A 25165-nucleotide genomic window follows, 5' to 3' on the forward strand; every position below is an offset into this window, starting at 1 on the left:
CAGCGTCTGCGCCGAACGTTCAGCCAGCGTGCGGCGACGCCGGTCGGCAGGCCTCGAACGCGGCATCGATGACGGCAAGCTTGGCGGCCTGCACGGTCATGTATTCCTGGTAGAAGCTGTTGGACACCCACATCACCGAATGCCCGCGCCGGCCCAGCCAGCCGACGCTGCCGCGCTTTTCGGCGTCGCGCAATTTGCGCGCAAGATGGGTGCGCGAGAGTTTTAGCCAACTGGCGAATTCGCCGATCGAAACCACGCTGGTCGGGATCCGGTCGAGGGCGGCATTGTCGGGATCGATGCCGGACATCAGCCAATCCATGACGATGCCGCCATTGTTGAGCCAGATGAACAGCGAAAACGTCTGCTTGGGCTCACGCACTGGGTTGGAGGAGAGCAGGCCTTCCGCCACCAGCGGCTGCAGCCTGGAAATCATGCCGTGCTGCTCGAGAAAGGCGGCGAGGCGGCTGCCGCTGTCGAGACCGTCGAGCGTGCGCAGATGCGCAACCACCCAGCCGTCGAATTCCTTCAGCGTCGCTGCCGTCACCTGAAAGGGATGGGCTCGTCCATCACCGGTGTGCGGCAGGTATTCGATGATGTGATAGTATAGCATCTCCTTGATGAAGGCTTCGGCCGTGTTGCGGCTAGCGACGGAATAGTGAAGCACGGCATCGATGAAGCGGGCCAGTGTCAGTTCCGTGCGGGGATCGCGCGGGTCGCGGGCGAAATGCAGGGCTAGGCCGGTGTGAGCCAGCAACCAGCGCTGTTGCGTGGCGAACACGGCGGCCAGGCGTGGGCTCGTTTCATAGATATGCAGCAACGCCTTCGACTGCGCCTCGACATGACGGTGCAGCGCCGGATGGCCGGCAATATATTCGAAATTCAGCGCCATCCTCCTCGTCCTCCGGCCAGCCCCCCGGCAGCGAAGACGTGCAATCACATTTCCAGCCTTAGCCGCCCGTGTCCGGCCATGCCAACCCGGACAAAAGGCCTAGAGCGATCAACCGTTCTACAGACACGTTGAAACCCCCGTCATCTCTTGATTTCGAGGCAAATTGCTTGAGAAGCGCCGCGCGCTTCTGCAGAGAAAACCGTGTCACACTTTTTTGGAAACGCTCTGGTCCGTTCGCGCCTAGGGCGTGTCGGAAAACGCTAAGCCATTGCAACCGTTGAAAAACCTACCGCAATAATAGTCAGCCCGGCAGCCTGCGGTTGAATTTGCCTTAAGATCGCCAGCACGTTGCGCGCGGTCCGTTTGTATCCAGGCGGTTCGCCACGTCGGAGCGCCTGGGCTATCGTTCCGGCTATTACGGCCGCAAGCGCGAGGTGATGGAGAGCCATCGCGTCCTAGCCACCAAGACCACATCGTGGCAAACTTCTTGTTAACCACATGCTCGGTGAAATTATCGGATTAACCCCAGATGCCACTATCGAGGTTATGTTCCGTACCTTAGCGTTCAATATGAGTTCAAGGGATGTGTGGATTCGGGGGTTATTTCGGGTCAATCCGGGATGCGGAAGCTTTGCTCACGCACATGGTAGCCGCAATTGCCCATCGTGGGCCGGATGAGCAAGGGAAATTCGTAGCACCCGATGCCGGGCTCGGGCATGCGCGGCTGTCGGTGATCGGCATCGGCGATGGCCAGCAACCGATGTCCGACGAGGCCGGCAATTTGACGATTGCGTTCAACGGCGAGATTTTCAACTACATAGAACTGCGTGAAGGGCTGATCGCCAAGGGCCGGCACTTTCGGACGTCGAGCGACACAGAGGTCATCCTTCAGCTCTATGAGGAGATGGGCGAAGACTGCTTGTCTCTCCTGAACGGTGATTTCGCCTTGGCGATATGGGACAATCGGCAGCGACGAATGGTGCTTGCACGAGACCGGATGGGTGTCCGGCCGCTCTTCTACACAAGTAAGGACGGGGTGCTTTACTTTGCCTCGGAGATCAAAGCTCTGTTGAAGGTCCCGGGCGTCTCCGCTGAAATTGATCCGATTGCGCTGGATCAGATCTTTACGCTGTGGGCGCCGATCGCTCCGCGCACGGCGTTCCGCAATATCCACGAGTTGGAACCGGCAAGTGTGATGATCGCGACGCAGGGGCAGGTCACGGTCAGACGGTACTGGCACCTGGACTATCCGCATCGTGATGAGCCGTCGAAGATCACGAACGAGGACCACGCGGCAGAGGAATTGCAAGCCCTTCTGACCGATGCGGTGAGGCTTCGCATGCGGGCCGACGTGCCGGTCGGTTCCTATCTTTCCGGAGGGCTCGATTCGTCGCTCGTTTCGGCGCTTGCCGCCGGCATGACTCCTCGGAGACTGGAGACATTTTCCGTAACCTTCGACAGCGCCGAGCATGACGAAAGCGCCTTTCAGACCGAAATGGCCTCGGCGCTCGGCACGCGCCACCACGCCATAGAATGCGGCGCCCGCGATATCGCCAGCGTCTTTCCTGACGTCATCCGCTTTGCCGAGCGGCCGATCATCCGCACGGCGCCAGCGCCACTCTACAAATTGTCCGCCCTGGTTCGCCAGGCCGGCCTGAAGGTGGTGCTGACGGGTGAAGGCGCCGACGAGGTCTTCGCCGGTTACGACGTCTTCAAGGAGGCGCGTGTCCGCCGGTTCTGCGGGCGGCAGCCCACATCGCGCATAAGGCCGCAGCTGTTCCGCCGGCTTTACCCGTATCTGCCGGGCCTGCAACAGCAATCGGTGGAGTATCTGGCTGCCTTCTTCGGCACCAGCAACGCTGCCCTCGACGATCCGCTGTTCTCGCATCGGCCACGCTTCAAGACCACGGCGGCGGCGAAAATCTTCTTTTCCGGCGACCTGCGCGCGACGTTGAAGGGTTATGACGCAGCTGAAGAGCTGACCAGCCGCCTACCCGAGGCGTTTTCCCTATGGCATCCGCTGCATCAGGCGCAATATCTCGAAACCCGCTTCCTCCTGCCCGGCTACATCCTCTCCAGTCAAGGCGATCGGATGGCCATGGCGCACGGCATCGAAGGGCGGTTTCCTTTCCTGGATCATCGCGTGGTAGAGTTCGCGGCAAGACTTCCGCCGGAGATGAAACTGAAAGGCTTGATGGAGAAGCACATATTGCGCAAGGTGGCCAGGCACCACCTTCCGGCGGCGATCGGTAAACGCACCAAGCAACCTTACCGCGCCCCGGAGGCCCGCTCCTTCGTCGGGGCGGAGGAACTAGACTATGTTCGTGACTGCCTGGGCGAGGCGAGCATTACCGCCGGCGGCCTGTTCAACGCCAAGGCGGTGGCCAAGCTCCACGAGAAATGCCGCATTGAGACCGCGACCGGATTTCGCGACAACGCCGCCTTCGTCGGCATTCTGTCGACGCAGCTGTGGCAGAAGAATTTCGCCGGCCAAGCGGCCGGCGCGGCAAGAGCGGCCTGAGACGGCGAGGAAAAGGAAAGACATGATGACGGCAATCAAGGACAGGGTCAGAAGCTTTATCGTCGACAACTTCCTGTTCGGCGACACCTCCTACAAACTGTCGGATTCAGCCTCGCTGATCGAGAACGACATTATCGACTCGACTGCGGTACTTGAGCTGGTGGCCTTCATCGAGGACAATTTCGGCATCGCGATGGTGGATGCCGACATCGTTCCGGCCAACCTGGACTCGCTTGACCGCATCTCGTCCTTCATCGAGGCGAGAGCACAAACGCTGGCAGCGTAAGCGCCAACGGCGAGGAACGTCCCGTGCGGATCGAGCATTTTCTGGTGGCGAAGGCTGCTGCCCACCCGGCCAAGACGGCATTGGTCACCAAGGGCAAAAGGCTGAGCTACGAAGAACTCGACGACCTTTCGAGCCGGCTGGCCACCGCTCTCTTCATGAATGGGATCAGGCGCGACGACCGCGTTCTGATCTTCATGGACAATTGCTGGGAGGCCGCCGTATCGATCTTTGCCGCACTCAAGGCAGGTGCGACCTTCAGTCCGATCAACCCCTCCACAAAGGCCGACAAGCTCGGTTACGTCATCGCCGATTGCGACGCCAGGGCGGTCCTGACGCAGGCGAAGCTGATGCCCGTGGTCACCGAAGCCTGCGCATCGCAAGGCAAGCCCGGCATCTTCGTGGCTTCCACCCCTGGGGCCGACGGGCAATGCCCGGCAGGGGCCGCGTCCCTGACTGACTGCCTGACGTTCGATGGCGCGGAGGTAAACCATCGCGGCATCGACGTCGACCTTGCGATGCTGATCTACACGTCAGGTTCGACCGGCCGGCCCAAGGGTGTGATGATGACGCATCGCAATTGCGACGCCGCCGCGGGGTCGATCGCCACCTATCTGCGCAACGCGCCGGACGACATCATCCTGAACGTCCTCCCGCTTGCCTTCGACTATGGCCTCTACCAGTTGCTGATGGCAGTCAGGCTCGGGGCCACGCTGTTGCTCGAGAAGTCCTTCGCCTTCCCGCACGAGATCTTCGAACGCATCCGCAAAGAGGGCGTCACCGGCCTTCCGCTGGTGCCTACCATGGCGGCGATGATCCTGCAGATGCGTGATCTGGCGCCGGGTTTCCTGCCCAGCCTCCGCTATATTTCCAACACCGCGGCCGCCTTGCCGCCAGCCCACATAGAACGCCTGCGCTCGCTGCTGCCCGGCGTCCGGATCTATTCGATGTATGGGCTGACCGAATGCAAGCGCTGCACCTATTTGCCACCCGAGGAACTTGACCGCCGGCCAGGGTCGGTCGGCATAGCCATCCCCAACACGGAAGCCTTTGTCGTCGACGACCTTGGACAACGCGTGCCGGCGGGCGTGGCAGGTGAGCTAGTCATCCGCGGTCCGCACGTGATGCAGGGCTATTGGCGCAACAAGGCCGCGACGGAACGAGCGCTCCGGCCGGGGCCTAACCCTTGGGAAAAGGTGCTCTATACGGGCGACCTGTTCCAGACCGACGAGGACGGCTTTCTCTATTTTGTCGGGCGTAAGGACGACATCATCAAGACGCGTGGCGAGAAGGTCGCCCCCAAGGAAGTGGAGGCCGTGCTCCACGCCCATCCAGGTATCGCGGAAGCGGTGGTCGTCGGCGTGCCGGATCCGGTGCTGGGGCATGCGATTGGCGCGCTCGTCGTGCGGTCCGATCCGGCGCTTGGCGGAAAGGACATCATTCGTCACTGCGCGCGCCACCTGGAGGATTTCATGGTCCCCAAAATCATAGAGTTCCGGAGCGAATTACCGAAGACTGAGTCGGGCAAGGTCAGCCGCCGGCTCGCGGCTGAGATGATGGAGGCCGAGCAATGAACATCGGCTCAACCCAGGATGCGCCGGCCTTCACGCAAGCCCTGGCCATCGATCCCGCCGCCGAAACGGACAGGATCGTGGCGGCGCTGCGCGAGCAGTTGCGCGGCATTCGCAAGCGCGGCCTCGTGCTTGGTCTTTCGGGCGGTATAGATTCCAGCGTTTCGGCTGCATTGGCCGCGCGGGCCGTCGGCCACCAGAATGTGCTGTGCGTCCTCATGCCGGAAAGCGATTCCGACCCCGAAAGCCTGCGGCTCGGCCATCTGGTCGCCGACACTTTCGGCGTCGAGGCCGTTGTGGAGGATATCGGGCCGACCCTGCGGGCAATGGGCTGCTATGAACGCCGCGACGCCTTCATCCGCGAATTGGTCCCGGACTATGGCAAGGGCTGGGCCTCGAAGATCGTGATCGCGAACGTGCTCGAAGGCGAGGGCTACAACATCTCGTCGCTGGTGGTGCAGGACCCGCAAGGCAAGCAGACGAAACTGCGGATGCCGGTGGCAGTCTATCTCGGCATCGTTGCCGCCACCAACATGAAGCAGCGCACCCGCAAGCAGCTCGAATATTATCATGCCGACCGGCTGAACTTCGCCGTGCTCGGCACACCGAACCGGCTGGAATACGATCAGGGGTTCTTCGTCAAGAACGGCGACGGCGCCGCCGACGTCAAGCCGATCGCGCATCTCTACAAGACGCAGGTCTATGCGCTAGCCGCCTATCTCGGCATTCCGGAAGAGGTCCGCAACCGGCCGCCGACCACCGACACCTACTCGCTGGCGCAGACGCAGGAAGAATTCTACTTCTCCCTGCCTTACGATCGGATGGATCTGTGTCTCTACGGCCTCAACAACGGCGTGTCCGCCGAGGTGGTAGGGCAAGCGGCGGGATTGGCCGCCTCACAGATCGAACGCGTCTGGGCCGACATCGCCGCCAAGCGAAAGGCGACGCGCTATCTGCACCTGCGCCCGCAGCTCGTTGACGGCGTGGACGAAGTCGGCTCCTGACCTGATGCATTATGCCATTCCGGACGGAAACCGCGCACCCTTTCCTGGAATTGCTCTAGGCGGAACGCCTCAGGTGAAGCGGCCGCCGATCAACTGGCTCCACTGCTCGCCCGCAAGCCCGTTCAGAAAGACCTGCGCGTTCTTCATGGCATCGAGAAGCTCGGGATCGCGTGAATGCACGACGGTCGAGGCGACCGGTATGAAGGCTATGCGTCTTACAAGCATGGCGTCCAGAAGCGCGGGCTGGACGCGGCCGCGCAAGCCGGAGACACCGCGCCGGGCGGCATGCTCGACCAGGCAATCGATCACCGGCCCGGCCTGGCCGGGAAGAGCGAGGACCTGCAGCACGCGGCCGATCCCGTCCGGTCGAGCGTAGTAGGCGAAAGCGCCGACATTGGCGCCGTTCGGCGATGCCACCGACACGCAGACAAGCTCTCCGAAATCCGGCTTTTGCGCCGCATCGCCCAGAATATGGTCGAGCTGACCTTCCGCCCACTGCGGACGTAGCGGAAACTGGGCGCAAAGCGGCTCCAGCAGCCCCGCAAAGCTGCCGCTGTCGATCTCGGAGGTCCGAAATGCCCCCCGGCTCGATGCGTTGGCGACGACGCCGGTCCAGCGTCGTTGACCGCCCTCCATTTTGCGAAGGTAGAGCCGGTCGACCATCCGGGCGAGCGGGTTCAACATCCAGGCAAGCTTCATGTGACTGGCAAAAAGGCTGAGCACGAAGGTCGCCGGCCGCATCACGCGAACCCAGTCAAGGCTGTATTGCGGCAGCACAACGCCGCGAAGCCGCGTCCACAGTTTCACGGACGTATCATTGGCGGTTTCGCTGAAGGAGATGTCCTGCGGACCATCGAGGAAGGCCTTCAACAGGCGGGCACCGGCCATCGGATCGGTCTCGTGATCCTCGACCATCAGCGAGCTGCAGATGGCAGCGTAGAGCTGCCGGCCGTTGAATTTCATCGGCAGCGCATGAACGCCGACGAAGCCGGAAACCTGGCCGGCGTCATTGACATGGACAAGCGAACGGAGCCCGCTGCCCCAGTCGGGTGCGTCCAGATAAAACCGCCTCATGTAATCGACGAGGGAGGCCGGCGCTGGCCCCCGCTTCTTGCGCAGCATGCGTTGAAACATGCCCGCGACGGCCGCAAGGTCGGCCTGATCGAGGGCGCGGACGACGCTCACGCCGGGCTCCCGGTTCCGGGAACCCGGCCACCATGTTTGCGCGCCATGGCGACACGGGGCTGGCCGTCGGCCGTCACGGCAAAGGTTGGGGTTTCGTAGGATTTCGTTCTCGATAAAAGGGTTGCTATCTGCCGATCCTGACCTTCGCCGAACTCAAACAGCAGCCATCCGCCTGGCTTGAGGAAAGCTGCGGCATCCCGGACCAGCCTTTGGAGGATCGAAATACCGTAAGGGCCGCCGTCGAAAGCTTCCCGAGGTTCGTTCTCCAACAGATGCGCGCTTTCGCTATCGAGACGGGACGACGAAATATAGGGCGGGTTGCACAAAACCATGTCGGCAGCGCCGTGGAGGCCGTCACCCTCGATCGCGGCAAATAGGTCGCCTTGCCGGACCTTGATCCTGTCCTGCAGGGCGAGGCGCACAACATTGCGGCGGGCAAGCGAAACCGTGCTGTCGGTCAGGTCCGCCGCCCATGCCCGAGCCCGAGGACATTCGCTGACGATGCCCACGGCAAGATTGCCGCTGCCGCAGCACATGTCGATCAGGATCGTTTCGTGCGCCTGTTCGCCAAGAATGGCCGCGGCCGTCCGGCCAAGCAGTTCCGTTTCGGCTCGCGGCACCAGGACGTCAGGCGCGAGTTCCAGCTCAACCCGCATGAAGCGGTGCAATCGCGGCCAATTGCGATCGTTTGCACGGCCGGCAGGAAGACTGTGATGCTGCGGCAAGGAAAATCCCTATCCTGAGGATAAAACGCGGGTTCCCTGTTGTTACCAACTCCGGGTAAATTGATGTTAAAGATCATGATTGGATTGGGAGTAACCGGCCTATGTTGGCGGCGTCCTGTCCCATCAATGGCGGATTCCTGTGCCGCCGCAAGCCGATCCATGCGCTAATTCAGAGCAACGCCTCGTACCGGTCTCCGATCTTTTCAATTTCGAAATCCGCCGCCCTGCTTTTCAGGATCGCGGCGGTTGTCGGCTGGTCGAGCATTCCGGCCATCGCCACTGCCAGGGCCGCGGCATCGCCGACCGGCACCAGGGCGCCGAAGCGGCCGTCATCAAGTATTTCGCGCGGGCCGTGCGGCGCGTCCGTGGAGACCACCGGAATCCCCGCTGCCATGGCCTCGACCAGAACATTGCCGAAGCCCTCGCTGGTCGATGATAGGACGAACAAGTCAGCTACGGCGTAGCAGGCCGCCAGATCATTGACATAGCCCGCAAACAGAACGTCTGCGCCGATACCGGATTCTTCGGCATAGGCGCGCAGCTCGTCGGCCAGCGGACCCTCGCCGAAGATGACAAGCCGAGCCCGGCGGCCGGCGCGCAGCACAGCGAAGGCCCGCAGCAACGTCCAATGATCCTTAACCGGCACCAGGCGTCCGGCGGTGATGATGACGGGGCCGTCGCCCAGCGCCGCGAGCTCTGCCTGCCAGGCGTAGGAGCGTTGCTGGGATGCCGCAACCGGCGGCAGCGGGTTGTTGATGACCACGACCTTGGATTTCGGGAAGCCTCGGGCCACAAGATCGCCGCCGACGCCCTCAGAAACCGCGATGGCCCTGTCGGCGCGGGCCGCAACCAGGGCCGAAAGCCAGACCGCCATTTTCGCGCCAAGGTTGCCGGAAGGCAGTGAGGCGGCGGCGTGGAAACTCGGGAAGAACCGCGCCCTGCTTCGCGCGAGGGAAAGCGCCAGCGCCACGACCAGATTGGCGAATTCCGGGGCGCTGTAGATCGCGTCGGGAGAAACGCGGCCAAGCAGGCCCGCGCTTCGCACGATGCCTTTCAATGTCGCCCACTTGCCATAACCCTCGCCGCGAATGGGGAGGCCGAAATCGACCAGATGTACGGCAGGCGAAAGCAGGGCGGCATTGGGCCCCTGCGCGTTCCAGGTAAAAAGCGTGACGTTGTGGCCGCGCGATGCCAGTTCGTTCGCCATCAGGACGAATACACGCTCGGCGCCGCCGCCCCTGAGGCTGGCAATGTGAAAGACAATCCGCTTCGCCATTTCAGGCGCGGCTGGCAATGACGTCCGGGCGGTTCGGCGGAAGACGCATGTCGCGCACGATACCCAGGGTAATGGCGAGCAACATGCCAAGGATCATGCCGCCAATGGCCCCCAGGCCGATCATCACGACCGTGCGCGGGGGCCATGAACGGCCCTTTGGCGGCACTGCGGTGGAAATCACCTGCACATTGGTGCTGTCGATCTGTTCGCGCTCGGTTATCTGGCGTGCCCGCGACAGGAAGCTCTCATAGATAGCCGTCTTCGACGCGGCGTCACGTTCAAGCTCACGCAAGGCGACCTCGGAATCGCTATCCGAGAACACGTTGCCCTTCAAGTCATTCATCTTGGCATTGAGGGAGGCCGACGAGGTTTTGGCGGCATCGAGATTGACCTTCGCCAGGCGCAGGGTGCGCGCGTATTCGGCGCTGAGTTGCGCGCTGACCGTGTTGTACTCCGTCTTCAGCCTGACGATCGACGGATGACGGGGGCCAAAGGTCATCGACTGCGAATCGATCTGCTGGCGCAGGCCGTTGGCCGTTGCGCGCAGCGCCACAAGCGCCTCCGACGTGGCGGGACCGGAATTGGTGCCGTTTGCGCCGGCGGCAAGCAGGGCGTCGTAACTTGCCTGCGCGGCGATGACGCGCGATTGCGTCTCCACGATCTGGCCGTTGAGCTGGGTCATGGTTTGCGAGGAAACAAGCTGCCCATTGCTGGTGGCCAGATTGTGGCTGCGCCTATAGGCCTCGACCTTCTCTTCGGCCGCCTGCACATCGCTCTTGAGCTGGCCCAGCCGCCCGTCCAGCGCGGCCGCGGCACGGCTGGCGCCGGAAGCCTCGGCGCTGGCCAGCTCTTCCTGGAAAGTCTTGACGATATCCTGCGAAATCAGGATCGCCTTAGCGGGGGTTTCCGCCGATACCATCAAGGTCGTGACAAACGACTTTTCATCCGCGATGCTGCTAACCCGTTCCGCGAGGTTCTTCAGGGCGGTAAGCTTTGGATCGGGTTTGGCGCCGTCCGTCCCTGTGCGGCTTCGGTCCGCGTCGAAGAACTCAGGGTCACTGGCCAGGTCAAGATCGTCTACAACACGTGAAAGCACGCTGCCCGAGGTCAAGATGCGCTCTTTGCTGCGCGCGCTGAGCAGCTGTCCATCGACCTGGGCCGATTGCGGGTAAAGATCGTTCGGAACAACCTGAAGATTGGCGGGATTGATGAGGATGTCCGTGGTCACGGTGTAGCGCTGCTTGCTCAGCAGAGCGTAGGCACCGCCGATGATCCCGCCGGCGATTGCCAGCAGGCATACCAGAGCAAGGCCGGCGCGCAGCCAGACAAACAGACGCCCGAAATCGAGTTCGAGAAAGGTTCCGATCTTGTTGAGCGTCACCGTCGTGACGGGCTCGGCTACAGGCGGCGCCACGGGTGCAGGCGACACAGGGGCCGACGTTACAGGGGCCGACGTTACAGGGGCCGACGTTACAGCGGGTGCCGCCGCATGTGCCATGATCGGCGCGGTTTGTTGCGGCTTTGGCCTGCTGGCGCGCCGCGCATTTTCGATCCGTTCATAGGGGCTAATGCCGGCGGCGGCCGCGGTTGGAGGAGGACCGGAAGCGGCGGACATCATGCTAACCCTTTAATATTCAATACGCACAGCCTGCTTTACGGAAACATCGTTAACATTTCATTTTCCAGGCGTGTCAGGCGCGTTCCGGAACAGCGATCTATCCACCCTTCGTCGGTATTCTGCCACGCCCGTCGTAGCCTGGCAAAGCGTGCAGGCGTTTCAAATGGAAATACAAGAGGTCGTCGCGAGAGCACCCACAAGGAACGGGCTTTGGCGTCATGTCGATGTTGATGCTGGTTGGCCTTGAAGGGGCGTGCCGGTTTGGCGCCCATCCGGCTTTCGATAAGCGAGCAACAAGATGACGAGCAGCATGATATCCGGCGCCTTCGAAGAAAGGGCATTGTTTGACAATGCCGCGAGAATGGACGCGGCCGCTGCGATATGGGCGGCCCGTGGCGTATTGCGCAGGAGCTTGAAAAGGAACCGGAAGAAAGAAAAGGCGAAGAGCAGGGCGATCGGCAGGCCGAACAAAAGCGTAAGAACGACCGGCGTGCTTTCGATGAAGGGGAGGTTGAGCTTTTCGTTGACGATCTTCAACAACTCGTTGGGATTCATGCCAAGCAGGATGTCCCTCCATTCAACAAACTTGAATACATCGTAGATCTTGACGCGCGCGTCGTAATTTTGATCAAAGAGCGTGTTGCTGAAGCGGTTCAGCAGCCCCGCCGAAAAGAGTATCGCAATCATTATGGCGCCACCGGACAGCGTCAGCATCAGCACCAGGAGTTTGGCCTGGCGTTGATGTCTGGGTGACAAGTCCGGCCAAGGCAGGAACACGAGCAGGAACAGGATCTCGCCGCAAGCGAGCAGCAGGGCGGTGCGCGCGCCCGAAGCGGCCGTGCCGATGAAGAGAATGAAGATGCAAAGCGCACACACCCAGATACGCCACCGCGTCAATGCAACGAAACCTATGGCGGTGGTGCAAAGCGCGCCCAGCGCCAGCGGATGGGCCGACAGTCCGATCGGCCGAAAGTCCAGCTCAACGAGGGGATAGGGCAGGAATCGATGCTGGGTGACGGCCTCGATCGTTCCGATGATGGCGCTGAGGACGATCATGCCGACGATGACATTGCCAAGCGCCCTGCGCACATGGTCACCCAGGGCAAGCATGATCATCGCCGCGGCACAAGAGACCAGATAGGAATCGATTATGAAGCCGGCCGAGCCGGCACGGCCTATCACGAAGAGATAAGGCACCAGCCACAACAGCAGCAGCGAATATAACAATGTCGCCTTGAACAGCCTGACTTCATCGCCTTCGAGCCGAATTGGCCGGGTCGTGGCGATGACGACAAGCAGCAGAAAGATCGCATAGGTCCCGATATGCAGCTTTTCGGGAAACGACCCCCCCTCCGTCGAATAGGACATCACCATATTCATCAATTGCGGAGAGATGGTCGAGCGGAGCAGGAAAGCGAAGGCCGCGAGGAGAAAGAACAGGAGTGTGAGGGCGTCTTGGCGGCTGGCCTGCGCGGTCACGAACTGTTGCTCTGTAGGGGTGACACTCACGATTATCTGACCAGCGTTGCGGCTTGCGATTGAGATGGCAGGGGACGAACGCACCCCCGGGTACATTTTCCTGCACGAACGTAAAGGAATATGGATAACCCGATCTTAACAGTGGCGATGCCCGGCATGGGCCGCCACATGTCAGCTTTGTCGAAAAGCCGGACACCGCTCATTGAAATCTCACCAAAGTGCGCCGAGAGGGAACGAATGCACGCAATGCACTTGTTGCGCGACATGCATCGGCAGCCGGATTTACGCTATCCATGAAGTCGGTAACTCACACTTAATTGGCCGGTCGTATTGATGGCGATGCTTTGCACGGCGCCCGACGCGCTGCCTGTGGACGGCACAATGGCATCAGGCGCCGGCAAAGCGCAGGAGATCAAGGTGAAGAAATTCTATTCGATTCAGTATCTTCGCGCCTGCGCCGCCTTGCTGGTTCTGTTCGCACACGCCTTTTCCTATCAGGTTGGCGTGGACAATCTGATTATCGTGACGGCGGGCCGCCTGGGCGTCGTTCTGTTCTTTGTCATCAGCGGTTTCATAATGGTCCATATTACGGGAGATGGTCCGTTTTCCGCTGCCACCTTCCTGAAACGCCGAGCAATCCGGATCATCCCCGTTTACTGGCTTTTCACCAGCCTCGCCGCGGTTCTGGCGGCGCTCGCGCCAAGTCTCTTCCAGAAGACCGTCTTTACATGGCCCCACTATCTTCAGTCGCTCCTCTTCATTGTTCACGAAGCGCCTGGACGGGATAGCGCCAGTCCAATCCTCTCACTCGGCTGGACGCTCAATTACGAGGTATTTTTCTATATCGCTTTTGCGGTGTTCGCATTCCTGTCCGTGACCTCGCGCGTATTTGTGCTGACGGTCTTTTTCATTGCGATGTGGATAGCCGGGCTGTGGCTGGCTCCCACCAACCCTGTTATCCAGTTCTATCTCAACCCTTCTCCGGTGGCATTCGTAATCGGCATGTGGATAGGGCGGCGCTATTTGGACGGTGATTTCACTTCCGACATACGCCATGCCTGGATATTCGGCGTAATGACCGCTGCAGGCGTGGTGCTTTCATTCGTCGATGACGGTACGCCGCTCTTGGGTCAGATCAGCTTCGCGGGACAAGCAATGTGGGCGGCGGGCCTGCTTCATCTCAGCCTCATTCTGGAGCCGAAACTCAAGCACTGGAGCCTTCTCGAGCAGTTGGGCGACGCTTCCTACGCGCTTTATCTGTCGCATATCTTCGTGATCGGCGCTGTGGCGTACCTGGCCAGACGCACCGTCGGATACGAGCATCCGACAACGGTATTGTTGGTGTCGGTGGTCAGCATCGTGGCAGCCTGCCTCGTCAGTCTGGTGATTTACGAGATGATCGAGAAGCCGATTCTTCAGACCCTGAACGGCAGAAGGAAGACGAGAAACACACCGCTTCCTCATATTGCCACGGAGAACAAATAAGCAGGCCACGCAACGGGACGCTCACGGCTTTCAGCGCTTCAGTCAGCCCGCGCTGTCCACGACCTCGACATTGCCGGCGCGGTTAAGCGTATGAATGCCCGTGCGTGCCCATGCCGGACCCGCGCCGATCGGCCGGGGCGAGGCAAAACGGACATCGGACGCGTCGAGTCGCTCAAGCCGCATCAGCCCCAGACCACCGCCATAGGCCCTCGATCCGTTCTGCACCGGCAGCACCAGGGCATCGTCGTGGCGGATAAAGGCGCCGCCCGGCCGGGTGGCCGAATGATCGACGGCAATGGGATTGAGCGGATGGGCGACCCATGGCCCTCGCAGCGAGGGTGCGCAATAGACCGCCATCGTGTCCGACGCGCTGCCGTAGCCGAACCGCTCCGTTCCAACCAGCCAGAAGCGACCGTCGGATTCGAGCAGCGTCGCGTCGTTGAAATCCCTGTCCGCCATCAGCACCGTGTCGCGGACCCAGCGGTCGGGAAACTGCGCGGCGCGATAGAGCACAAGTTCGCGAGCCGAACCACTTTCGGGGATCATGAAAATCTCGCCATCGTGTGCGAACACCTGCGGATACGACAGGTGGTGCGCTTCCTCCAATACAACCCTTGGAACACCGAAAGTGCCATCGTCACCGAGCTCGGCGACGGAAATCACGCCGCGACTCGTCGCGTAGGGGAATTCCTCGACAAACAGATGATGGCGGCGGTCGGCCTCGAAGACGAACGGGTCGGCATAGAAGCGTTGGCCATCGTCCGGCAGGACTGTGAACGGTTTGCCGTCGAGTTGCCCGGTTTCGGCGATGCCTGGTCCGTCGATCACCCGATAGGCAACCTGCCAATAGAAGGGGCGTCGTCCCCGCCTGATTTTTTGCACGGCGCGATCGATCAAAGCCCTGCCAAAAAAGGGCACATAGTGTCGAACAAAACTGTCGTTCTTCAGGATCGGCACCGGGTTGTCGCTTACCGGCACAAGCTTGCCCGCAAAGAAGCGGGCGACGGTTTGCATGATCAGCGACATGGCGCCGGCGAGCAGGTCGTTGCAGCTTCGAGACAGCCAGAGCCTGTCTGCCAGCATCGGTCTAGCCTGGGCCACGACAACGCCATCGAGGCGAGCGCCAAGTTCAGGCAATTGTCCGCTCGCCAACATTGCGGCAACGCCGGCTGGAAAGCTGTTGCGACCGCAAAATTCGAGCCTCAGGACTGGCGCGTCTTGCCCCGTTGCGCTGGCAGTGAGATCTATGACGAGGTCCGGAGGGCCGCGATCGATGGGCGGCAACGGCTCGGACTGGCCCGCCAGCGAGGGACCGAAACGCCGGCTCTCGATCGCCAAGACAGTGTCCAGCCCCCGAGCGGTTGGCGCCGGCGCCGGCGCGTGGCAACTCGAGACCCCATAACCTGCCGCACCCAACCGCATGAAAAGCTCATTTTCCCAGCGCCGGGATGCGACGGCGTGGCCGATGATTAAAATATTAGTCAACCCAAGTTATTCTCGTTAAAGCAAAAAATGGCTTTGCTCTGGTATCTTTCCCCACAGTTCCTGGCAAGGGTTGCCCAAGGGGGGCTGCGGACTCTAGCGTTAATCATACGTTAATTTTTTTGAATACGAAGGCGGTTCAGGGCGCTATTGTTAGGCTGAAAGCACATGTCAGCCGGGCGCCCACGCTTTCGGTGACCAGGGTCAACCATGAACGCCGTTTCACATCCGAACTTGCCCTCAAGGCGAAAACTGCTGATCGTGTTCGGCACGAGGCCGGAGGCGCTCAAATGTTTTCCGGTGGCGCGGGCCGCGCTCGCCCATCCAGGCTTCACCACGGAAATATGTGTGACGGGCCAGCATCGCGAGATGGTCAATCAGGTCATTGAACTGACGGGCCTGCCGGTGCACTACGATCTCAACATCATGCAGCCAGGTCAGACGTTGTTCGACGTGACCTCGCGCGTGCTCCTCGGAATGGCGGGGGTGCTGGAGAAGGCGAAGCCGGACATCGTCGTCGTCCAGGGCGACACAACCACCGCGATGACCGCGGCTCTAGCTGCCTTCTACAAGCGGATTCCGGTTGCCCATATCGAGGCGGGATTGCGCAGCCACAACATCAACTCTCCCTTTCCGGAGGAACTGAACCGCAAGATTGCCGGCAACATCGCCACCTGGCATTTTGCGCCGACCACCGAGGCGCGCGACAATCTCATCGCCGAAGGAAAGGCTGCGAACACCATCTTCGTAACCGGCAATACCGTTATCGACACGCTGCTGCATTTCTCCAGCGAGATCGATGCCGACAAGCTGATGAACGCCAAGCTCGCCGCTCGTTTCCCCTTCATCGATCCGACCAAGAAAATGATACTCGTCACCGGTCATCGCCGTGAGAATTTCGATGGCGGCATCCAGAGAATCTGCACCGCGCTGAAGGCATTGTCGGCGCGCAGGGATGTGCAGATCATCTACCCGGTCCATCCCAACCCGAATGTGCGCTCCGTGGTCGAGGCCGAAATCGGGACGGTGCCGAACATCCACCTGATCGACCCGCAGGACTATTTGCCGTTCCTGTACCTGCAGAAACAGAGCTACCTGGTGTTGACCGACAGCGGCGGCGTGCAGGAAGAGGCGCCTTCACTCGGCAAGCCGGTGCTGGTGATGCGGGAAAACACGGAGCGACCCGAAGGGATCGCCGCTGGTACTGCCCGGCTGGTCGGCACCGATATCGAAAAAATTCTGGCCAATGCCAATAGCCTGCTCGATGATGAGAGCGTCTATCGCGGCATGGCGGAGAGGCACAATCCATACGGCAATGGCCAAGCTGCGAGCCGGATCGTTGAGGAATTGCTGAATCATGGCTGAAATCAAAACCGTTTCCGTTATCGGCATGGGCTATATCGGCCTGCCGACCTGTGCCATTTTTGCCAGCCGCGGACTCGATGTCATCGGTGTCGATATCAACGAGGCGGTGGTCGCGAAGGTCAACCGCGGCGAAATCCACATCATCGAACCGGACCTGGATGGTTTGATCCAGAAAGTCGTCGCCAATGGCAAGCTCAAGGCATTCAGTACGCCTCAGCCGGCCGATGCCTATATTATCGCCGTTCCAACTCCGATCACCCCGGACCGCAAGCCGGATGTCAGCTACGTGCTTGCGGCAGCGCGAAGCATCGCTCCGGTGCTAAAACGGGACGACCTGGTGGTGCTGGAATCAACATCGCCGGTCGGTACGACGCGTGTCATGACAGCGCTGCTCGCGGAACTGCGACCCGATCTCAAATTTCCCGTCGCACATGGCGAGGAAGCTGACGTCCTGGTCGCCTACTCTCCCGAGCGCGTGCTGCCGGGAAAGGTGCTGACCGAACTGATCAACAATGATCGCTCGATCGGCGGGCTGTCCCGAAAGTCTTCGGAGCGGACAGCGGCACTCTATTCAAGCTTCGTCGCCGGCGACCTGTTCATAACCCAGGCCGAAAGCGCGGAACTGGTTAAGCTGACCGAAAATGCGTTCCGCGATGTCAATATCGCCTTCGCCAATGAGCTTGCGGCGGTGTGCCAGGATCTGTCGCTCAACGTCTGGGAGGTAATCGATCTCGCCAACCGGCATCCCCGCGTGAACATCCTGCAGCCGAGCCCGGGCGTGGGCGGCCACTGCATTGCGATCGATCCGTATTTTATCATCGACGCCGCACCGAACAATACGCGGCTGATCAGTTCGGCACGGCGCATCAATTCCGAGCGACCCTTGTCGGTGGTCAGGGACATCGAGGCATTGCTCGACCCGACCCGCAAGCAGACGATCGCCTGTCTTGGCCTCAGCTTCAAACCCAATATCGACGATATGCGCGAGAGCCCGGCTGTCGAGGTTGTTAAGCTTCTGTCCAAGATTCCCAATATCAAGATCGTCGCTGCCGAGCCCAATGCGCGTCAGTTGCCACACGAGCTCGAGGGCAGCGGCGTCATGTTCACCGATGCACTTTCCGCTATTGACCAATCCGATATCGTCGTCCTGCTGGTCGACCATCGACAATTCAATCTGATCGATCCCGAAGCGCTCAAGGACAAGAAGCTCGTCGACACACGGGGCCTGTGGACCTGGCGCAAGGCGCGCAAGCCCGACGCCCGCATCGAAGGCAAGAAATCCGAAATGGAACGCTCGCAGTCTCTCGCTCGCACCGGAGAAGCGGCATGAACTCGCATGACCCGGCATGGGCGCAACACTCCCTATTGGCATCACGCCGCCGCGAGTTTCTCGGTGCGACCATCCATGCGCTGACCATGGCCGAGACGCTGGCCATCGCAGACGAGGCGATGGCGACGCGGCGGCCGCTTCATCATGTTGTCGTGAACGTCGCCAAGCTTGTGAACATGCGCAAGAATGCCGAACTGCGCGAGGATGTCGTCGGGGCGGATATGGTCAATGTCGACGGCAAAGGCGTGCTTTGGGGCGCACGGCTCTGCGGCGTCGAGTTGCCGGAGCGTGTGACGGGCGTCGACGTCATGATCAACCTGCTTGCGCTGTGCGCCAAGCGTGGCTATCGCCCCTACCTGCTGGGCGCTGAACAGCACATTCTCGACGCAGTTGAAAGCCGACTTGCCAGAGATCATCCGAGCCTGGCCATTGCCGGCCGGCGCAATGGGTATTTCAAGGCGGAGGAAGAGGCCGCGATCGTCGAGGCCATCAACGCTTCAGGTGCCGACTGCCTGTTTGTGGCGATGCCCACGCCGAGCAAGGAGCGCTTTCTCAAGCGCTATCGCGACGCACTCGCTCCGAGTTTCGTCATGGGCGTGGGCGGCAGCTTCGACGTCTATGGTGGAAAGGTCGCCCGGGCACCGAAACTGGTTCAGGCGGCGGGCCTGGAGTGGCTGTTTCGCGTGGCGCAGGAGCCGCGACGCTTGTGGCGCCGCTACTACGATACCAACACCGCCTATGCACTGCTGCTGTGGCGTGAGTTCTGGTCTCGCCGGGGACGCCGAAACGTCAATCCGTAGGCTCGCGACTTTCAGACAAGCATGCCTCATTGCGCGGGATTTATGCGATCCGGAGCCGTGCCCTTAGCTTGCCGATGAACTGCGTCACGGCCGCGGGGTGAAACAACCAGGTCAGTCCCAGGAAAGCCGCAGCGCCGGCGACACCGCCCGCCGCGAGCGGAAAGATCGCCGGCATATTGCCCAGCGCAGTGCTGGCGAGGCTGGCGGCCAATCCGGTGCAGATAGAAATGATGGCCGAGACAGCGATGTCGCGCCAGGGCACCGGCACCGGCGTGAGCCTCTCGGCGATGACGATGCAGGCTGCAAGACCTGCCAGCGATCCGCCCGCCAACGCCAACGCCGCGCCAACCTCCGCCATGGTGGGAATCAATAGAAAAGACAGTGAAATCGTTGCCACCGAGCCGAAGGAATTGGCGATGATCAGCAACCACGGCCGCTTATGTGCGTGCACCACGACGCCATAAACGAAGCTTGTGAGATTGGCACAAAGAACGCTGAAGGCGATGATCGGGAACAGCAGGCCGAAGCGACCATGATATTCCGCGGGCAGCAGGAGTCGCGTGATGTCGCCGCTGAGCGCGATAAGCATTGCTGCGACCGGCAGGCAAAGGCGTATCATCAAGGCCATGAGTTGCGACAACAACCGCCCGGACGCCTCGGATCCCTCTTCGTCGAAGCGGCTGACCACTTCTGGAAATGCGCCCATGTTGATTGCGTTGGCGACCATATCGATCGGCTGCCGAGCCAATGCGTAGGCGGCTGCGAAGACAGCCACCGCGCCGGCATCGTAGTAGAGCTTGAGGAAGACGCGTTCAGCGCTGTTGAGACCGAAACCGACCAGCGCCATGATGACGAGGGGCACGCCGAGGGCAAAAAACTCCTTGTGGGTGAAGCGCGGCGGGCCGCCAATAACGCGCCCGGATGCCACAACGCACGCCACGATGCCGGCAATCAGCACGGCGAGGCTCGAGCCGAGCGATACCGTCAGAAAAGAGCGTTGGAAGATAAGGATGGCGGCGATCGGCAAGGCGAGTTGCAGCAGGCCGCGCAGATATTCAAGCATCGAATAGAGGGAATGACGCTGCTGCATTTGCAGCACCGTCAACGCGAACCGGCTGATGGAGCCGGCAATCAGATAGCTGCAGACGGCGATTGCAAATTCGATCCAGCGCTCCGGCACGATCACCGCCGAGGCGATCACGGATATGATCAGGGCCAGCACCGTGGTGGCAAGCAATACCTGTCCGGCAAGCATCAGGCTGCCACGGCTGACGTCGCCTTTTCCACCAAGCCGCAGCAAGGCAATGCGCAGCCAGTTGGTAACGGCAACATCCGTCATTTCGCCCACGGTGACCACCAGGGTCAGCAGGCCATACTCGGTCTGGTCGATCAACCGCGTCATGACGACCAGCAGGAGCAGAGCGGAAACCCGCGTCAGCAGAATAGCTGGGCCATAGATGAGCGTGGAACGGAGCAGCAAAGGGTTGTCCCGGAAAATTTGCCGTCGATTAACCGTTGACCGACAGGAATTCCAGCATGATGACGGCAAAGGGTGAACGGATACAGTTTGAACCAAAAGATTTGTCGTAAACCTTTTTTGGAACCTTTGCTTTACGGTCACCCGGCATCCGCAATCCAAACGGTGTCATGTTGCAGCGTCTCGCCCACAATAGAAAAATACATGTCCTGGTCGCAACGCCCTCGGGCGTTTCGGGACAAGGCGGCATTGACCGGATCATGGGGGCGCTGAAGCAGGAGTTCGAACGGCAAGAGATCGCCGACATCGATCTGCGCTTTCTTTCCAGCCGTGGCCCGGGACATGTCGGGCTTTCGATCTTCTACATGCTTGGTTTTTGCGCGCGGATGGTTGCGGCCCGCCTCGACAGACGCGCCGACGTCATTCACATCAATATATCGGTCTCCGGCAGCACCTATCGCAAGATGATTATCGCCGCCTGCGCCAGGCTGTTGTCGATACCGTATGTCCTTCATCTGCATGGGGCGCAGTATCAGACATTCTGGAAAGATGATCATAGTTTCATGAGCCGCCATATCAGGGCTCTGTTCGAGCATGCCGGCCGGGTGATTGTCCTGGGCGGGCTTTGGCGCGATTTCGTCGCCAGCCGGGCACCGGCGAGCGGCGGCAATATTGTCATCGTTCCCAACGCCACGGCAGTTCCTTCCCTGGCGCATGTCGGTGGAGGCGATCAGGTGCACATCCTGTTCCTCGGCCGCATCGGCGAGCGAAAGGGCGTGCCGCAGTTGGGCGAGGCGCTGGAGCGGATGAAACATCTCAGGGGTTGGCGTGCCACGATCGCCGGCGATGGTGAGGTCGAGCCGGCACGAGCGAGGTCGGTCGCTCTAGGGATTGCCGACCGTATTGCTTTTCCGGGCTGGGTGGGACCTGACGAGGTCGCATCACTGATCGCTTCGGCCGATATTCTGGTGCTCCCCTCGTTCGCCGAAAATCTGCCAATGTCGGTGATCGAAGGCATGGCGGCCGGCCTGGCTGTCGTGGCCACCCCGGTTGGCGCGGTCGAGGACATCATCACCCACGAACAATCCGGTCTGTTGGTGCCGCCCGGCGATGTGGCGGCGTTGACCGAGGCGTTAACTCGGCTGGTCGAGGATACGGCGCTGCGCGCGCGGCTTGGCGCCGCCGCCATGGCGGTGCACCGGGAAAGGCTTGAGCTTGCACCGTTTGTCGACGCGATCTGCGATGTCTGGAGATCGGTCGCGTCCGAGGCGCGATCGGTCAAGCGCTGACGCTGTCCTTCAGTGTCGTCACTGCGGCGGGCCAAGCGCGAATTCGCGGTGGAATATCTCCAGGTTCAAAAGCGCCCATATCAGTTTTTCGTGGTCCGCGGCGCGCTCGGCGTGCTCCCTGACAATCTGGTCCAGCTTCTTGGCGCTCAAATAGCTACGGATGACCGAATGGGACGAACACAGATGGTCCCGTACATAATCGCTCATCGGCCCGCGGAACCATTCGGCGACGGGCACCTTGAAGCCGATCTTTGGGCGGTTGAGGACCTCGTCGGGAACCATGCCGGCCATGCAGTCGCGCAGGATCTGTTTGCTGTGCAGGAGGCCCAGCCTGTAACGATCGGGCAGTTGGCTGACGAAGGAAACCAGATCGCGATCAAGGAATGGCATTCGCCCCTCGATTGAACCGGCCATCATCACTCGGTCGCCCCGTTCCAAGAGGTTGTCGGGCAACCACGATGTCTGATCAAAAAACAACACACGGCGCAGATGAGATTCCGTCACACTCGAAGAGAACGGGAAATCGTTGCAGTCATGGCCGCAAGTGGCCAACCCACCGAGGAGCGAATCGCGTTCCCGCGCCGTCATGGCTCCAAACCAGGAGATCATCCGGGTGGCAAAGTCCCGTTCACCCGCGCTTCGGGCAAATGTATCGAACTTGGCCGATGCGCCGGGCAATGCGCGCATCAAAGGGGCGAGGAGATTGTTGTGAAGCGACGCTGGAATAAGTGACCGGTAGACACCCGCCAGAGACTCTGCGCGATGTTTGGGGTAGCCGCCGAGAATCTCGTCCGCACCTTCGCCCGTAAGCACCATCTTGACGTCCTGCGAGGCTCGAACCGACATCAGGTAAATTGGAATGTCCGTACTTTGTGAAACAGGTGCCCCCCGATGGCGGACCATCTTGGGCAGATGATTCATCAGGTCATCCGCCTGGATGACGATTTCGCAATGATCGGTCTTGAAATGATCGGCGACGCGCCGGGCGAATGGAAGCTCGCTGTAAGCCTGTTCGCTGAAACCGACCGAAAACGTACGAATGGGGTTGTCGCTGTGCCTGGTCATCAGGGCAACGATTGCCGACGAGTCGAGCCCCCCGGACAGAAAGGCGCCAAACGGCGCATCACTGCGCATCCTGATCTCGACAGAACGGTCGAGCAATTCCAGAAATCGTCGCTTGGCGGTTCCTGGATCGATATCCGCTGTCAGATCGGTCTGATCCGGGGGCGCATAATAGCGCGTTTCCGTTACTTCCCCTTGCGACCACACAGCGTAGCTTCCCGGGTTGAGCTTGCGGATCTGTTTGAAAAGCGTCCGCGGTCCAGGCACGTAACGCCAGGTCAGATACTCGCGCACTCCATCCAGATCGAGCTGCTGGCCATCTGGCTGCGCAGACAACAACGCGCTGATCTCCGAGGCAAACGACAGCAAATTTCTGCCTTGCATGAGGTAAAGGGGTTTTTTTCCAAAGGGGTCGCGGGCGAGGATCAATTCGCGCCGTTGAGCGTCCCACAGCGCAAAAGCGAACATCCCGCTCAACCGGTCGAACATGGCCAGGCGCCACTGGTCATAAGCCCTGAGCAGCACTTCCGTGTCGGAGCGTGTGCGAAAACGGTGACCGAGACCGATCAACTCCTCACGCAGCTCGATGTAGTTGTATATTTCGCCGTTGAAAATAATCCGGAGCCGTCCGTCCTCGGTCTGCATCGGCTGATTTGAATCGGCGTTTAAGTCAATAATCGCCAGGCGGCGATGCACCAATGCCAACTGGTCCTCGCCTGTGTTCAGGTCCAGGAGTTCGATGCCTTCGGCATCGGGACCACGATGCTGCAAGGCATTCGACATCCCGGCGGCCCGATCTTGTGGCTTCTCGACCCTGCGCCCAATCCAGCCGGCAATTCCGCACATTCTTTCCCTTGGCCCTCTTTCCCTTGTTTGCGTATGATCGAGGACACCAATCTACAGCGAATATATTAAATAGCTGCTCGGTGGAGTGATTTTAAAACTGAGCCTGATTTGGTTCGATCAGGCCCTCTCGGCTGCAACTGGAGACGACAGTCCTTGGGTTTCACGCGATTGATCGCCAGCAACCAGGCAGACCGCTCGAACCGATCCTGACCCGATGACGAGTTATGGCAGGCCCAGTGCCCGCAACATCTCCCGGTCCGGGATCGCAGGCCCCTTGGGTTGGATAACACTCATTCCGTAAGGATTGGAGAATTCCCAGGCCGACCACGGCATCGCGAAGCGTTCCGCCTCTCTGCGCACTGCCATGAGATAGCGCAGGCGATCAGCATCGAAAGCTCCCATGCGGCCATCCGCAGACATCAGGATAACGCCGAATTCGCCCACGAACAGGCGTCGGCTCGCTATGCCATGGGCTTCAGCCCAGTCGACCGCCTGACGGAAACCCGCTTCGAGCTGGCTCTGCCCCCAATTCTGCTCAAAGTATCGGGCGATCGTTTCACGCGCCGAGGCCATGTTCATCACCTCTTCGATCTGGCTCAAGCCGGCGGCGTCCATCTGCGCCTTGAGGGTTTCGGCGACCACTTCGGGCGTGCTGGCGTCGGCAGGCCAGGGAAGGCCGGAGGAGAAAGCGTTCTTGTCATCGGCCCGCTGGTGCGTGAAGCTGTGCGGATCATACATGTGGAAGCTGTAATAGACGTTGGGGTCGTCGAAGTTGGGGTCCAGGTTGACCAGTCCCGCGATGCTCCCGCCGCAGGCGCCGGTCGCGACGATGGTGAGTTCGCTGCTGACGGCGCGAATATCGCGAACCGTGCCTGCCATGATCCGCTGCCAGTCATCGCTGCCGCTTGAATCGCAAGGGTAGTAGGCGGGCTCGTTATAGGGCTCGAGGGCGACCTTGTCGGCGCCAATTTTGATCAGCATGGCAGCCACCGCCACTACCATTTTGCGATAGCGGGCAACACCCTCGCTGTCGGCCCCGCCATAGATCATTTCCATGCTGTAGGCCGGAACCTGGCTGACGCCATGCAGATCGAAAACCACCTTGAGCCCGCTTGAAACGACCCGCTGCACCGCAGCGGCAAGCATGTCCAGCGCCTGTTGTCGTTTGGCGCCCTCGCTGGCAAGCAGAGGGCCAGGGTCGACACTCAGCCGGACAAAGTCGAAGCCCATGGATCGAATGCGATCAAACTGGTCGCCGTCCGGCCAATCGGTGAGCGGCCTGCCGCCCGCAAGCCATTCCTTCTCGCTGCGATAGGGCGGCCATTTGTAGGAACCATCTTTCTCCACCGGCGACCAGTTGAGCCATTCATGGACGCCAACGCCGCGCTCAAGCGGGATCGGCGCCGCCTGGGCTGACAAAGCCATGCCAAGCGCGCACGCTATGACGTAGACAACTTTTCTCATCGCAAAACTCCGCG

General features: G+C 60.8%; 19 protein-coding genes. 9 read left to right on the forward strand and 10 right to left on the reverse strand.

The genetic code is table 11. The features are described 5' to 3' along the window. Window positions 1–19: 19 nt before the first annotated feature. Entirely contained in the window at window positions 20–889 is an 870-nt protein-coding gene (locus X751_RS156180) for a hypothetical protein (protein ID WP_023744243.1), read from the reverse strand. Between the two features lie 583 nt (window positions 890–1472). Here X751_RS156180 and asnB (X751_RS156175) point away from each other — a divergent pair. From asnB (X751_RS156175) to nadE, 4 genes are read left to right on the forward strand one after another with little or no spacing between them, the layout of a single operon-like run. Then, complete coding sequence (asnB, locus tag X751_RS156175) at window positions 1473–3410, forward strand: asparagine synthase (glutamine-hydrolyzing) (protein WP_023744244.1); 1938 nt, start codon at window positions 1473–1475, stop codon at window positions 3408–3410. Between the two features lie 22 nt (window positions 3411–3432). Beyond that, entirely contained in the window at window positions 3433–3696 is a 264-nt protein-coding gene (locus X751_RS156170) for an acyl carrier protein (RefSeq protein WP_023671787.1), read from the forward strand. Between the two features lie 23 nt (window positions 3697–3719). After that, on the forward strand, window positions 3720–5267 hold the full coding sequence (locus tag X751_RS156165; protein ID WP_023744245.1) for an AMP-binding protein: 1548 nt from the start codon (window positions 3720–3722) through the stop codon (window positions 5265–5267). Beyond that, the gene (nadE, locus tag X751_RS156160) at window positions 5264–6268 is read left to right on the forward strand and encodes an NAD(+) synthase (protein ID WP_023691696.1); all 1005 of its coding nucleotides are present in this window, start codon (window positions 5264–5266) and stop codon (window positions 6266–6268) included. The genes X751_RS156165 and nadE overlap by 4 nt, the downstream gene beginning before the upstream one ends. A gap of 69 nt (window positions 6269–6337) precedes the next feature. Here nadE and X751_RS156155 read toward each other — a convergent pair whose 3' ends face one another. From X751_RS156155 to X751_RS156135, 5 genes are all read right to left on the reverse strand, one after another. After that, window positions 6338–7453: a hypothetical protein gene (locus X751_RS156155; protein ID WP_023683445.1), complete on the reverse strand. Its 1116-nt coding sequence runs from the start codon at window positions 7451–7453 to the stop codon at window positions 6338–6340. Further along, window positions 7450–8109, reverse strand: a complete 660-nt coding sequence (locus X751_RS156150; protein WP_081726034.1) for a HemK/PrmC family methyltransferase — start codon at window positions 8107–8109, stop codon at window positions 7450–7452. Before X751_RS156150 ends, X751_RS156155 begins: the two co-directional genes overlap by 4 nt. Before the next feature lie 238 nt (window positions 8110–8347). Further along, window positions 8348–9454, reverse strand: coding sequence for a glycosyltransferase (locus tag X751_RS156145; protein WP_023744246.1), 1107 nt, complete (start codon window positions 9452–9454; stop codon window positions 8348–8350). A 1-nt stretch (window position 9455) separates the two neighbouring features. Beyond that, window positions 9456–10835 (reverse strand): GumC family protein, encoded by a 1380-nt coding sequence (locus X751_RS156140; protein WP_245261702.1) that lies wholly within the window; start codon window positions 10833–10835, stop codon window positions 9456–9458. A 453-nt stretch (window positions 10836–11288) separates the two neighbouring features. Continuing rightward, entirely contained in the window at window positions 11289–12551 is a 1263-nt protein-coding gene (locus X751_RS156135) for a VpsF family polysaccharide biosynthesis protein (protein ID WP_023744247.1), read from the reverse strand. Window positions 12552–12932: 381 nt separating this feature from the next. On the opposite strand from X751_RS156135, the gene X751_RS21395 reads away from it, so the two are divergent. Beyond that, window positions 12933–14036, forward strand: a complete 1104-nt coding sequence (locus tag X751_RS21395; protein ID WP_196814969.1) for an acyltransferase — start codon at window positions 12933–12935, stop codon at window positions 14034–14036. A 42-nt stretch (window positions 14037–14078) separates the two neighbouring features. On the opposite strand, the gene X751_RS0132890 is transcribed toward X751_RS21395, so the two are convergent. After that, entirely contained in the window at window positions 14079–14993 is a 915-nt protein-coding gene (locus X751_RS0132890; RefSeq protein ID WP_245261280.1) for a hypothetical protein, read from the reverse strand. A gap of 735 nt (window positions 14994–15728) precedes the next feature. On the opposite strand from X751_RS0132890, the gene wecB reads away from it, so the two are divergent. The 3 genes from wecB to X751_RS156120 all read left to right on the forward strand — a co-directional run bounded on the left by wecB (window position 15729) and on the right by X751_RS156120 (window position 19013). Further along, on the forward strand, window positions 15729–16883 hold the full coding sequence (gene wecB / locus X751_RS156130) for a UDP-N-acetylglucosamine 2-epimerase (non-hydrolyzing) (RefSeq protein WP_023686302.1): 1155 nt from the start codon (window positions 15729–15731) through the stop codon (window positions 16881–16883). Next, window positions 16876–18213, forward strand: a complete 1338-nt coding sequence (gene wecC, locus X751_RS156125; RefSeq protein WP_023686301.1) for a UDP-N-acetyl-D-mannosamine dehydrogenase — start codon at window positions 16876–16878, stop codon at window positions 18211–18213. Before wecB ends, wecC begins: the two co-directional genes overlap by 8 nt. Window positions 18214–18299: 86 nt before the next feature. Continuing rightward, entirely contained in the window at window positions 18300–19013 is a 714-nt protein-coding gene (locus X751_RS156120) for a WecB/TagA/CpsF family glycosyltransferase (RefSeq protein ID WP_245265743.1), read from the forward strand. A 40-nt stretch (window positions 19014–19053) separates the two neighbouring features. Here X751_RS156120 and X751_RS156115 read toward each other — a convergent pair whose 3' ends face one another. Further along, window positions 19054–20493, reverse strand: a complete 1440-nt coding sequence (locus X751_RS156115) for a polysaccharide biosynthesis C-terminal domain-containing protein (RefSeq protein ID WP_023728345.1) — start codon at window positions 20491–20493, stop codon at window positions 19054–19056. A gap of 167 nt (window positions 20494–20660) precedes the next feature. Here X751_RS156115 and X751_RS156110 point away from each other — a divergent pair, with 167 nt between their 5' ends. Continuing rightward, complete coding sequence (locus tag X751_RS156110) at window positions 20661–21779, forward strand: glycosyltransferase family 4 protein (RefSeq protein WP_031246990.1); 1119 nt, start codon at window positions 20661–20663, stop codon at window positions 21777–21779. Window positions 21780–21797: 18 nt separating this feature from the next. On the opposite strand, the gene asnB (X751_RS156105) is transcribed toward X751_RS156110, so the two are convergent. After that, window positions 21798–23687, reverse strand: coding sequence for an asparagine synthase (glutamine-hydrolyzing) (gene asnB, locus X751_RS156105; RefSeq protein ID WP_023744251.1), 1890 nt, complete (start codon window positions 23685–23687; stop codon window positions 21798–21800). A 222-nt stretch (window positions 23688–23909) separates the two neighbouring features. After that, a complete protein-coding gene (locus tag X751_RS156100) occupies window positions 23910–25151 on the reverse strand; it encodes a cellulase family glycosylhydrolase (RefSeq protein ID WP_023744252.1) in 1242 nt (413 codons plus the stop codon). Window positions 25152–25165 lie beyond the last annotated feature (14 nt).

Source organism: Mesorhizobium sp. LNJC394B00 (assembly GCF_000502555.1).
Taxonomy (GTDB): Bacteria; Pseudomonadota; Alphaproteobacteria; order Rhizobiales; family Rhizobiaceae; genus Mesorhizobium.